Here is an 11412-nt window from a genome sequence, read left to right as displayed (position 1 = left end):
GCGTGACAGGAGGCCAACGCCGCCGCCTTGGTGCCGCAGCATGAATCCAAGCAAGCCAGTTGTGCCCGCAGCACAACCTGACCGACACTGGGTCCGTGCTGGCCGTGACCGACCTCGTGGGCACCCTCTCGGGCCTGCTCACCCTCGCCGTGCCGCACGAGGGGGCCGAGGTCGACGACCTCACCATCGCCGAACCGGCCCACGGCGTCGTCGGCCAGCCCGGCGACCTCGTGCTCGGCGTCGGCGTCGACGGCCCGCAGGGTGCCCTCACCGTGGTCGCCGACGCGGCCGCGGCCGGCGCGGGCGGCGTGGTCCTGCGCCGGTCCCTCGGCCGGCGCCGCGACGTGCGGAGCCGCGCGCGGCGGGACGGCATCGCGCTCGTCGAGCTGGCCGACCAGGCCTCGTGGGCGCACCTCGTCTGGCTCCTGCGTGGAGTCCTTGACCGTGCGGCGGTCGGCCCCGGCCGTCGCGAGGACGCGCCCGTGCAGGACGACCTGTTCGCGCTCGCGGACGCGGCGGCCGGCCTGGTCGACGCCCCCGTCACCATCGAGGACGCCCAGTCACGCGTGCTCGCGTACTCCTCCCGCCAGGACCTCACCGACCCCGCCCGCGTGTCGACGATCGTCGGGCGACGTGTCCCCGACGAGGTGCTGGCCACCCTGCGTGCCCAGGGAGTCTTCCGGCGCCTCGCCCGCTCGAGCGAGCCGGTGTACGTGCCCGCGTCCGGTGGCACCAAGCCGCGCCTCGTGGTCCCGGTGCGCGCCGGCGGGGAGTGGCTCGGCTCGATCTGGGTCGTCGTCGAGCAGCGCCCACCGGCGGCGCTCGTGGCCGAGCTCGTGCAGACGTCGGCCGTTGTCGCGCTCCACCTGCTGCGCCTGCGGGCGCAGAGCGACCTGTCGCGGCGCGTGGCCGCCGACCGGCTCCGCGGTGTGCTGTCCGGCAGCACCGCGGGAGCCGACGAGTGGCTCCCGCCGGGGCCGTGGCGGGTCGCCGCCCTGGGGGCCGCGGGTGACGCCGGCCGCACCCTCGACGTGTGGGAGTCGGTGCTGCGGCGCCAGGCGTGGAACTCGCCGCTCATCGCCGAGCTCGACGGCCGGGTGTATGCCGTGGTGCGCGACACCGACGACGCCGCGCCGGGCTCGTGGCCCTGGCTGTGCGCCGTGGTCGAGCGGGCGCGGCGCGAGGGGCTCGACCTGGTGGTCCGGGCGGGTCGGCCGGCCCACCAGCCGGCCGCTCTGGAGCGCTCGCGCAGCGAGGCGCAGGAGGCGGACCGGGTCACGCCGTCTGCCGAGGCCGTCGCGCGCCACGAGGACGTCTGGGCGCAGGTGACCATCGCGCGCGCGGCGGCAGCCCTCCCCGAGGAGGCGCTGGGTCCGCTGCGCCTGCTGCAGGAGCACGACGCGGTGCACGCCACCGACCACCTGCGGACCCTCGCGGCCTGGCTGGACCACCCCGGTGCGCCGAGCGCGGCCGCCCGAGCGATCCACGTGCACCCCAACACGATGCGCTACCGGATGAACCGGGTCGCCGACCTGGCCGGGCTCGACCTCGACGACCCGGCCGTGCGGCTGGCCGTACGCCTGCAGCTCGCGGCGCTGGAGGGTGCGCCGACGGCCTAGCCGTGCGGCCGCGATTTCCGTCGGCGAGGTGCGCTGTCAGTCCACCCAGTGGTTGTCGTGGTAGCGCATGAACTCGTCACGCTCGGCGTCGGTCATGGTCTCCCCGGCACCCAGCCGCGCGAGCCCCTCGAAGTAGGCCTCCCTCGGCGCGCCCGGAGCGAAGTGCAGCAGCATCGACGCCGGGCCCGACTCGTTGCGGAAGCCGTGCAGGCCGCCGGCGGGCACGTGCACGAAGTCGCCGGGGCGCATGGCGTTCCACGCCTTCCCGTCGAAGATCGAGACCTCGCCCTCGAGGACGAAGAACGACTCGGTGATGGTCCGGTGGAAGTGGGCGTCGGGACCGCTGCGCGGGCCGGCGAACTCCCAGCGGTAGAGCCCGTAGGTGCCGCCGCTGCCCTGGCCGGTCGTGAGGTAGTGGACGCGGTTCCCGTTGGGGTACACCAGGTCCGGCTCGCCGCCGGCCAGCCTCGCCCGCGCGCTCACCTCGCCCGTCTCGCCGTCGTAGATCGGTGGGGGATAGCTCATGGCGCCATCGTGCCCGCGGAGGCGGGAGGGGTCACGCGGTTTTGAGGAGGCCCGCCGGTGCGACGGCACGGCCCGGGGGAGTCCTCCCCTCGTGCTCCGGGGGAGTCCTCCCCATTGCCGGTGCCCGGTACCCGATCCAGTGTCGGCTCGGAAACCACACGGGCACAACGGATCTGGAGGGGCATACGATGGGACGACTGGCACGGCGACTGCCGAGAAGCAGGCTCGGCAAGGTGTTGACGGTGGTGGGGCTGCTCGCCGCGGCCGCGGCGCCGGCGTTGGTGGTCGCACCGGCGCAGGCCGCCTCGCGCGACGGCAGCTGCACCACCGGCGAGTTCTGCTACTACTACAACAGCGACGAGCAGGGGTCGGTCTCCGACTTCACCGGGTCGGTCGACGACTACGGCGCCACGCAGCCGTCGTGCTACGAGTTCAAGGGCCGAGGCGCCGGTCGCGGGCTGTGCGTCAAGAACCACGCGGCCTCGGTCTGGAACCGCACCGGCAAGACGGTCCGCGTCTACTACAACAGCAACTTCGCCGGCGCCTACCAGGACATCAGGCCTGGGGCGAGGGCCAACCTCCGCGCGGCGCTGAAGAACGAGAACGCCTCGCACCAGTTCCTGCGCTCGGGCACCGTCCCCACCGGCTGCCGGACCGACGGCACCGAGACCCGCCTGCCCTCGACGATCCTCGTCTACCGGGTGAAGCTCGGCCGGGTCGACCGCGTCGACTTCAGGACCTACGTCAAGAACGTCCTGCCGAACGAGTGGATCCCGAGCTGGCCGCGCGAGTCGCTCAAGGCCGGCGCGATGTCGACCAAGAGCTACGCCTGGTACTGGGCGCTGCACTCGACCCGGAAGACCCCTGCCGGGCACTGCTACGACGTCCGGGACGACACCGGCGACCAGGTCTACAAGCCCGGATCGGCGCTCCCGGCGACCAGCGCGGCGGTCGACGCCACGTGGGGGTCCCGCCTCAGCCGCAGCGGCAACGTCCTGCAGGCGCACTACTGCTCCACCACGACCGCCTGCGGCGCGTGGGTCGACGGCAACTGGCTCTCGCAGTACGGCTCGGCCGACCTGGCGCGGAACGGCGCCGGCTACGCCACCATCCTGCGGCACTACTACCGGGACGCCCGCGTCAGCTGAGGCGCCGGCTCACCCCACCGACGCCACCCCACCCGGCAGTCCTTGAAGGGTTCTCCACCCCAGGGGGCGGGAAACCCTTCAAGGACCCGGGGACAACGGCCGGTGGGGGGCGGCTGAGGTGGGGGTCAGGCCGGGGCGGGCAGGCGGTGCAGGGCGTCGACGAGCGGGGCGAGCTCGGGCGTCTGCACCGCCTGCTCCAGCGCCTGCTCGAGCACCCGGTCGTGGGTCGGGCGAGCCGCGGCCAGCAGTCGCGAACCCGCCGGGGTGAGCTCGGTGTAGATCCCGCGCCGGTCGTCCTCGCACAGGATCCGCTTGAGCAGCTTGCGGTCCTCGAGCCGCGTCACGAGGCGCGTGGTCGCCGAGCTCGACAGGGCGGCGGCCCGGGCGAGCTGGGACATGCGCAGGTGCCAGCCGTCCTGCCGGGAGAGGGCGTCGAGCACGGTGTACTCGACGACGGAGAGGTCGTGGGCGCTGGTGAGCTCGCGCTCGAGGGCCGCCTCGAGGAGCCCGTGCAGCGCCGCCAGGGTGCGCCACCCCTGGGCGCGGACCTCGACCGCGTCGTCGGCGATGCCCATGGCTCCTCCTCCTGGGTGGTGCGCCGCGCCGGGGGCGCGGTTCGTCAGCGTCGTCGTTGCCACCAGTCTAACGCGCTTTTGCAACATAGCGCGTGTGCAACTATCTTGCTGTCGACGCCGGTAGTTGCACACGCGGCATACCGGCACGCGGCACGGTGGGTCGACGAGGACCGGCGCCGGCCGCGGGGCGCGCTCCGTGCCGCGCCCGGACCCATCTCCCGACCCTGGAGGACCCCTGTCATGCCCCTCGCCCTGCTCGCCCTCGCCATCGGGGGCTTCGGCATCGGACTCACCGAGTTCGTCATCGCCGGGCTGCTCCCCGAGGTGGCCGCCGACTTCCACGTCGACGAGGCCGCCGCCGGCTGGCTCATCTCCGGCTACGCACTGAGCGTCGCCGTGGGTGCGGTCGGCCTCACCGCCGCCGTCACCCGCTTCAACCGCAAGCACGTCCTGACCGCCCTCATGGTGCTGTTCATCGCCGGGAACCTCGTCTCCGCCGTGGCGCCCACCTACGAGGTCATGCTGCTCGGTCGCGTGCTCGCGGCCCTCACCCACGGCGCCTTCTTCGGCATCGGCTCGGTCGTCGCGGCCTCGCTGGTCGCGCCGGAGAAGAAGGCCGGCGCCATCGCGATGATGTTCGCCGGGCTCACGACCGCCAACGTCCTCGGCGTCCCGCTCGGCACGCTGCTCGGGCAGCAGCTCGGCTGGCGCTCGACGTTCTGGGCGATCACGGTCATCGGCGTGCTCGCGCTCGCCGGCATGGCCACCCTCGTCCCGTCGCAGCCGGCCGAGCGCGGCGCAGCGGGCCTGCGCGGGGAGCTCGGCGCGTTCCGGTCCGGCCAGGTGTGGCTGTCCCTGCTCGTCACCGTGCTCGGCTTCGGCGGCATGTTCGGGGCGTTCACCTACATCGCCTACACGCTGACGTCGGTCTCCGGGTTCGCCGCGACGACCGTGCCGTGGCTGCTCGTCCTCTTCGGCGTGGGCCTGTTCGCCGGCAACTGGGCCGGAGGTCGGGCGGCGGACCGTTCCGTCCCCGTCACCCTGGCCGTGGTCCTCGCCGCGCTCACGGTCGTCATGGCGGTCTTCGCGCTCACCGCCTCCTCGCCCGTCCTGGCCGTCGTCTCGCTCGTCCTCATGGGCGCGTTCGGTTTCGCCACCGTGCCGGGGCTGCAGATGCGGATCATGGCGTATGCCGGGTCGGCACCGACCCTGGCCAGCGGTGCCAACATCGCGGCGTTCAACGTGGGCAACGCGGCGGGGGCGTGGCTCGGCGGCCTGACGATCTCGGCCGGCCTCGGCTACGCCTCCACGTTGTGGGACGGGGCGGGCCTGAGCCTCGGCGCCCTCGTGGTGCTGGTCGTCGCGGACCAGCTGGCCCGTCGGTCGCGCCGCGCGGTCGCGGAGCCGGGTACCGGCAGCGCTGCCCCGGCCGACGCGGCCACGGAGCGGCACACCGTTTCCGCCTGACCCCGGCGAGCCGGCGCTTCCACGGGACCCGCGGTCAGCGGTCGTGGACGGTGGCGAGCAGCGCGGCATACCGGCCCAGGACCTCGGCGGACGAGCCGTCGTCCGCCGGGTCGAGGGTCTCCTCGACCCGCACCTGCCACGCCGGCGGCCCCGCCGATCCCGACAGCACCCACGCGGCCTGGCGCGCTGCCCCGAGCCCGACGTACTCGCCGGGCTCGGGCACCGCGACCGGCACGCCGAACAGCGACCGGGCCACCTCGCGGACCGCTGCCGACGCCGAAGCCCCACCGATGAGCAGCACGCGCTCGACCGGCGTGCCCAGCGCCCGCAGGGCCTCGACCCCCGCGACCAGGTTGGCGAGCATGCCCTCGACGGCGGCGCGGGCGAGGTTCTCCGGGGTGGCGTTCGTGCGGGTCAGGCCACCGAGGGTGCCGGTCGCGTGCGGCAGGTTGGGGGTCCGCTCGCCGTCGAGGTAGGGCAGCAGGCTCAGCCCGCCGGCGCCGGGCTCCGCCGCGAGGGCGAGCCGGTCGAGGCCGGCGAGGTCGGTCCCCGCGAGCTGCGCCGCCGCCGTCAGCACCCGGGCGGCGTTGAGGGTGCACATCAGGGGCAGGAAGCCGCCGCTCGCGCTCGCGAACCCGGCCACGTCGCCGCTCGCGTCCCGCACCGGGCTCGCGGCGTCGGCGAACACCGCCCCGCTCGTGCCCAGGGACACCACGACGTCGCCGCGCCGCAGCCCCAGGCCGAGGGCGGCCCCGGCGTTGTCCCCGGTCCCCGGCCCGACGACCATCCCGGACTCGGTCCGGCCTGCCTCCTGGGCCGGCCCCAGCACGCGCGGCGTCCCGAACTCGCGCCCGAGCGCCAGCCGCTGCAGGTCGGGCAGGTAGGCGTCGTCGACGGCCGAGAAGTACCCGGTGCCGGACGCGTCGCCGCGGTCCGTCACGTGCTCTCGGAACCCGTTGCCCTGCTTCAGGATCCGTGAGGTCAGCCAGTCGTGCGGGAGGACGACCCTCGCCAACCGCTCGGCGTGCTGCGGTTCGTGCTCGGCCAGCCAGCGCACCTTGGTGACGGTGAAGCTCGGCACCGGCACCAGGCCGGTCCGGTCGACCCACTCGGCTGCGCCGCCCAGCTCCTCAATCAGGTCGCGGGAGGCCTGCGCGGAGCTCGTGTCGTTCCACAGCATCGCCTCCCGCAGCACCTCGTCGTCCTCGTCGAGCGCCACGAGACCGTGCTGCTGGCCGCCGACCGCGATCGCCGACACGCCCTCGAGCAGGCCGTCGGCGGTGGCGGCGAGGTAGGCCTCCCACCACCGCTCGGGGTGCACCTGGGTGCCGTCGGGGTGGGGCGCCCGCCCGGTCCGGACCACCCGGCCCGTCGCCGCGTCGCAGACGACCACCTTGCAGGACTGGGTCGAGGAGTCGACCCCGGCGACGAGCGTCGGTGCGGTCGGGTCGGTGCTGGTGCCCACTCAGTCCTCCATCACGATGCAGACCTTGCCGGCGGAGCCGGCGTCCGCGACCTCGTATGCCGTGCCCGCCTCCGCGAGCGAGTACCGGTGCGTCACGACCACCTCGGGGTGCAGGCCGGTGCGCACGAGCAGGTGGAGCAGCTCGTCCATGTGCTGCAGCGACGTCACCCAGGAGCCGTGCAGCGTGACCTGCTTGTGGATCAGCAGGTCCGACACGGCGAAGTCCACGCGTCCTCCTTCGCCGACGAACACGCACCGGCCCCAGCGGCGGGTGTTGCGCAGCGCGGCCACGCGAGCCGGCGCGGCGCCGGAGCAGTCGACGGCGACCTCGCAGCCCTCCCCGCCGGTGGCGGCCGCCACGGCCTCGTCGACCTCGTCCGCGGTCACGGCCACGTCGACCAGCCCGAGCCCCGCCGCCAGCGCGACCCGCTCCGGGGAGGTGTCGGTCCCGACGACCGTCGTCGCCCCCAGCGCCCTGCCGAGCATCGCCGCGGCCAGCCCGACCGGGCCCAGACCCGTGACGAGCAGCCGGTCGCGACCGGACACGCCCGCCCGCAGCAGCCCCTCGTACGCCGTGCCGAACCCGCAGGACACCAGCGCCCCGTCGACGAAGGTCAGCGGCTCCGGCAGCTGCAGGCAGGACGCCTCCTCGGCGAGGAGGTACTCCGCGTGGCCGCCGTCGCGCTGCCAACCGTGCGCGGCGCGGAACGGCGAGAGGCAGCCCACGGCATACCCACGACGGCACTCGTCGCACATCCCGCACCCGGCGATGTGGTAGACGACCACGCGGTCGCCGACGGCCAGGCTCCGCCCTCCGGGCCCGACCTCGACCACCTCACCGCACGGCTCGTGACCGGCGACGACGCCCTGGTACGCCTCGGCGCCGTGGCCGAGGTGCTCGCGGTAGATGGCGCGGATGTCGCTGCCGCAGATCGAGGACGCGCGCATCCGCAGCAGCACCTGGCCGTGACCGGGCGTGGGCACGTCGACCGTCACGTGCTCGACGGTGCTGTCGCCGGGCAGCCGCACGCCCCGCATGGTCGCCGGCAGGCTCATGACTGCGGCTCGATGACGGACTTGACCGACCCGGGAGTGTCCCGGGCGGCGGTGAGGGCGGCGGCGGTGTCGGCCAGGGGGAACCGGCCGGTCACCAGCCGCTCGAGGTCGACCTGCCCCGAGGCGACGAGGGCGATCGCGGTGGGCCAGGTCCCGGCGTACCGGAACGTGCCGGTGACGACCAGCTCGCGCTCCTGCACCACGGACAGGGGCAGGGGCAGCTCGTCACCGCCCATGCCGACGAGCACCGCGCGACCGGCCGGCGCGAGCGCGCGGATGCCGTCCACCGTCGCCCCCGGGTGCCCTGAGCACTCGAGCAGCACCTCGGGAGCCGGCCCACCGGCATACGCCTCGGCGAGCGCCTGCTCGCCGGAGTCGACGGTGCCAGTCGCGCCGAGCTCACGTGCCACCGCGAGCCGGTCGGGGTTGATGTCGGCGACGACGACCTCGCTGGCCCCCGCCGCCCGGGCGACCTGCACGCACACCAGCCCGATCGGGCCCGCGCCGGTGACCAGCACCCGCGACCCGGGCCCGACGGAGCCCTTGCGGCAGGCCCAGACGCCCACGGACAGCGGCTCGCACAGCGCGGCCTCGAGGTCGCTGACCGAGTCGGGCACGGGGTGGGCGAACGCGTGGTGGATCGCGACCAGCTCGGCGAGCGAGCCGTCGACCGGCGGGGTCGCGTGGAACACCATGTCGGGGCACAGGTTGTACCGCCCGGCGAGGCACTGCTCGCACGACCGGCACGGCACGCCGGGCTCGACCGACACCCGCTGTCCGACCCGCGCGGGGTCGACGTCCTCGCCCACTGCCTCGACGACCCCGGCTGCCTCGTGGCCGAGGACGAGCGGCGACTCGACGATGAACCGCCCGATGCGGCCGTGGTCGAAGTAGTGGGTGTCGGAGCCGCACACGCCGACGGCCCGGACGCGCACGAGCACCTCGTCGCGGGCGGGCACCGGGTCGGGGCGCTCGTGGAGCTCGACGACGCCGGGCGAGGTCAGGACTGCGACGCGCATGCGGTCAGTCTGCCCCGCTGCCCGGCACCTCGGCCGCCCGGTGCGCGGCGTCCCACGCCTCGAGCGTCGCCCGCGCACCGACGGTGTGCAGCCGGTCCAGGGCCGAGGTGTATGCCGCGGCGAACCGCTCGTCGTCGGCGAGGTCTCCGAAGAGGTCACGGTCGCGGACGAAGGCGAGCGGGTCCTCGCCCTGGCGCGCCGCGGCGGCCATGACCCGGTCCCGGAGCCGGTCCACCACCTCGATGGGCTCGCCCTGCTCGTCGCGCCCCTCGGCATACCGGGCCCACGAGGCGACGACGAGCGCGGAGAGCTCGACCTCGCCGCCGCTGCGCAGGTTCTCCCGGATCACCGGGACCAGCCACTTCGGGATGCGGTCGGAGGACTCGGCGCACAGCCGGGCGAGGGTGTCGCGCACCTCGGGGTTGGCGAACCGCTCGACGAGCTCGTGCCGGTACGCGTCGAGGTCGACCCCCGGCACCTCCGGCAGGGTCGGGCTGCCCTCGCGCTCCATGTAGGCCAGCAGGAACCGGCGGAAGAGCGGGTCCTGGCAGACCTCGTGCGCGTACCGGTACCCGGAGAGGAAGCCGAGGTAGCACAGGGCCTGGTGGCTGGCGTTGAGCAGCCGCAGCTTCATCAGCTCGTACGGCACGACGTCGTCCACCACCTGCACCCCGGCGTCCTCGAACGGCGGACGCCCCTGCCTGCCGAACGAGTCCTCGAGCACCCACTGGGTGAACGGCTCGCAGACGACCGGCCACCCGTCGCGGACCCCGAACTCCTCGGCGAGCCGCTCGATGTCCTCCGGCGCGGTGACCGGGGTGATGCGGTCGACCATGCAGTTGGGGAACGCCACCTCGCGGTCCATCCAGTCGGCGAGCTCGGGGTCCTTGAGGCGGGCGAACGCGGTGATCATCCGCCGGGCGACGTCGCCGTTGTCGGGCAGGTTGTCGCAGCTCATCACGGTGAACGGCGCCCGTCCCTCCCGGCGCCGGCGGTCCAGCCCCGCGGTGATGAAGCCGAACACCGTCGTCGGTGCGTCACCCGCGGCGAAGTCGGCGGCGAGGTCGCCCTGGATCGACGGGTCCTGCGCGTCGAACTCGCCGGTGACCTGGTTGACGAGGTAGCCGCCCTCGGTGATCGTCGTCGACACGATGCGGGTGCGCTCGTCGGCGAGACGGTCCACGACCGCGCCGGGGTCGTCGGGGGCGAAGAGCAGGTCGACGATGCTGCCGATCACGCGCGGCTCGCGGTGCCCGTCAGGGTGCTTGACGACGAGCGTGTAGAGGCCGTCCTGCGCCCGCAGCGTGTCGATGATCCGCCGGTCGTGCGGCAGCGCCCCGACCCCGCACAGGCCCCACTCGAGCGCCTCGCCGTCGTTCATGAGCGCGTCGAGGTACATCGCCTGGTGCGCGCGGTGGAACCCGCCGACGCCGAAGTGGACGATGCTCGCGGTCACCCGCGACCGGTCGTATGCCGGGACGGCAACGCGCGGGTCGAGGTCGCCGACGGTCTTGTCCGACAACGGGACAGGCGTGGTGCCCGGAGCTTCGCCTCCCTGGTCGGGTGCTGCTGCTCCGGTCACTTGACGGCTCCCATCGACAGGCCCTGGACCAGCTTGTCCTGGGCGGCGAAACCGGCTGCCAGGACGGGCAGCGACACGACGAACGAGGCCGCGCAGACCTTGGCGAGGAAGAGCCCCTGGCTGGTGACGAAGCCGGTGAGGAACACCGGCGCCGTCCCTGCCACCGTGCCGGTCAGCACCCGCGCCAGCAGCAGCTCGTTCCAGCTGAAGATGAAGCAGATCAGGGCGGCCGAGGCGATCCCCGGCATGACGACCGGCGCCACGATGTCCTTGAGGGTGCGGGTGAGGCTCGCGCCGTCGACCGACGCGGCCTCGAGCATCTCGACCGGCACCTCGGCCAGGAACGAGCGCAGCATCCAGACGGCGATCGGCAGGTTCATCGAGGTGTAGAGCAGGATCAGCCACCAGATGTTGTCGAGCAGCCCCACCTTCTGGGCGAAGAGGTACAGCGGCAGGATGCCCGCCACGATCGGCAGCATCTTGGTCGACAGGAAGAAGAACAGGACGTCGGTCCACTTCTTCACCGGGCGGATCGACAGGGCGTAGGCGGCCGGGAAGGCCAGCAGCAGCACCAGCACCGTCGACAGGATGCTCGCGGTGAGGGAGTTGAGCAGCGGCGGCCACGGGCCCGCGTCGAAGAAGGTGCGGTAGCCGTCGAGCGACAGCGGTGCGAACACGTCGGGCGGGTTCTTCGCGGCGTCGGTCTCCTTGTGGAACGACGTGAGGATCATCCACAGCACCGGAAGCGCGAACAGGATCCCCACCACCCACGCGGCAGCAGTGAGGAGCATCCCGCTGCGGGGCGCACGGGCATACCGGATGTCCTGGCGCGGGCCCGATCCCGGGACGGTGCCGGACCGGCGAGCCTCCCCGGTCGGTGTCGCGGTGGTCTCCGGCTCGGCAGCGGTGCTCATCGGGGTCCCCGCGCAGTGTCGGAGCGACGAAGGAGCGGAGAA

Annotated in this window: 10 protein-coding genes; 3 read left to right on the top strand and 7 right to left on the bottom strand. The window is 73.8% G+C overall.

Annotated elements, in window-relative coordinates; all coding sequences use genetic code 11:
- Positions 1 to 95: 95 nt before the first annotated feature.
- Entirely contained in the window at positions 96 to 1619 is a 1524-nt protein-coding gene (locus tag RKE38_RS07820; protein WP_316006879.1) for a helix-turn-helix domain-containing protein, read from the top strand.
- A 36-nt stretch (positions 1620 to 1655) separates the two neighbouring features.
- Here the strand turns inward: RKE38_RS07820 and RKE38_RS07815 are convergent, their stop codons facing one another.
- The gene (locus RKE38_RS07815) at positions 1656 to 2144 is read right to left on the bottom strand and encodes a cupin domain-containing protein (protein ID WP_316006878.1); all 489 of its coding nucleotides are present in this window, start codon (positions 2142 to 2144) and stop codon (positions 1656 to 1658) included.
- A 233-nt stretch (positions 2145 to 2377) separates the two neighbouring features.
- Between RKE38_RS07815 and RKE38_RS07810 the strand changes: the two genes are divergently transcribed.
- The gene (locus tag RKE38_RS07810; protein ID WP_316006877.1) at positions 2378 to 3292 is read left to right on the top strand and encodes a peptidase inhibitor family I36 protein; all 915 of its coding nucleotides are present in this window, start codon (positions 2378 to 2380) and stop codon (positions 3290 to 3292) included.
- Between the two features lie 125 nt (positions 3293 to 3417).
- Here RKE38_RS07810 and RKE38_RS07805 read toward each other — a convergent pair whose 3' ends face one another.
- Positions 3418 to 3867 (bottom strand): MarR family winged helix-turn-helix transcriptional regulator, encoded by a 450-nt coding sequence (locus RKE38_RS07805; RefSeq protein WP_316006876.1) that lies wholly within the window; start codon positions 3865 to 3867, stop codon positions 3418 to 3420.
- 240 nt (positions 3868 to 4107) lie between these two features.
- On the opposite strand from RKE38_RS07805, the gene RKE38_RS07800 reads away from it, so the two are divergent.
- Complete coding sequence (locus RKE38_RS07800; protein WP_316006875.1) at positions 4108 to 5334, top strand: MFS transporter; 1227 nt, start codon at positions 4108 to 4110, stop codon at positions 5332 to 5334.
- Between the two features lie 34 nt (positions 5335 to 5368).
- On the opposite strand, the gene RKE38_RS07795 is transcribed toward RKE38_RS07800, so the two are convergent.
- From RKE38_RS07795 to RKE38_RS07775, 5 genes are read right to left on the bottom strand one after another with little or no spacing between them, the layout of a single operon-like run.
- Complete coding sequence (locus RKE38_RS07795; RefSeq protein WP_316006874.1) at positions 5369 to 6799, bottom strand: xylulokinase; 1431 nt, start codon at positions 6797 to 6799, stop codon at positions 5369 to 5371.
- The gene (locus tag RKE38_RS07790) at positions 6800 to 7855 is read right to left on the bottom strand and encodes a zinc-binding dehydrogenase (protein WP_316006873.1); all 1056 of its coding nucleotides are present in this window, start codon (positions 7853 to 7855) and stop codon (positions 6800 to 6802) included.
- Entirely contained in the window at positions 7852 to 8874 is a 1023-nt protein-coding gene (locus RKE38_RS07785) for an NAD(P)-dependent alcohol dehydrogenase (protein WP_316006872.1), read from the bottom strand. Before RKE38_RS07785 ends, RKE38_RS07790 begins: the two co-directional genes overlap by 4 nt.
- 4 nt (positions 8875 to 8878) lie before the next feature.
- The gene (locus tag RKE38_RS07780; RefSeq protein WP_316006871.1) at positions 8879 to 10396 is read right to left on the bottom strand and encodes a mannitol dehydrogenase family protein; all 1518 of its coding nucleotides are present in this window, start codon (positions 10394 to 10396) and stop codon (positions 8879 to 8881) included.
- 56 nt (positions 10397 to 10452) lie between these two features.
- Complete coding sequence (locus RKE38_RS07775; protein WP_410055453.1) at positions 10453 to 11247, bottom strand: carbohydrate ABC transporter permease; 795 nt, start codon at positions 11245 to 11247, stop codon at positions 10453 to 10455.
- Between the last annotated feature and the right edge of the window lie 165 nt (positions 11248 to 11412).

Origin of the sequence: Phycicoccus sp. M110.8 (genome assembly GCF_032464895.1) — a bacterium.
Lineage (GTDB): Bacteria > Actinomycetota > Actinomycetes > Actinomycetales > Dermatophilaceae > Pedococcus.
The sequence above is the reverse complement of the archived record's forward strand: the minus strand, read 5'-3'. Positions and strand labels throughout refer to the sequence as shown.

Coding starts and splice junctions, on each gene's coding strand:
- RKE38_RS07815 (WP_316006878.1), bottom strand. CDS start 2,144: ATGAGCTATCCCCCACCGATCTACGACGGCGAGACGGGCGAGGTGAGC.
- RKE38_RS07805 (WP_316006876.1), bottom strand. CDS start 3,867: ATGGGCATCGCCGACGACGCGGTCGAGGTCCGCGCCCAGGGGTGGCGC.
- RKE38_RS07800 (WP_316006875.1), top strand. CDS start 4,108: ATGCCCCTCGCCCTGCTCGCCCTCGCCATCGGGGGCTTCGGCATCGGA.
- RKE38_RS07790 (WP_316006873.1), bottom strand. CDS start 7,855: ATGAGCCTGCCGGCGACCATGCGGGGCGTGCGGCTGCCCGGCGACAGC.
- RKE38_RS07785 (WP_316006872.1), bottom strand. CDS start 8,874: ATGCGCGTCGCAGTCCTGACCTCGCCCGGCGTCGTCGAGCTCCACGAG.
- RKE38_RS07775 (WP_410055453.1), bottom strand. CDS start 11,247: ATGCTCCTCACTGCTGCCGCGTGGGTGGTGGGGATCCTGTTCGCGCTT.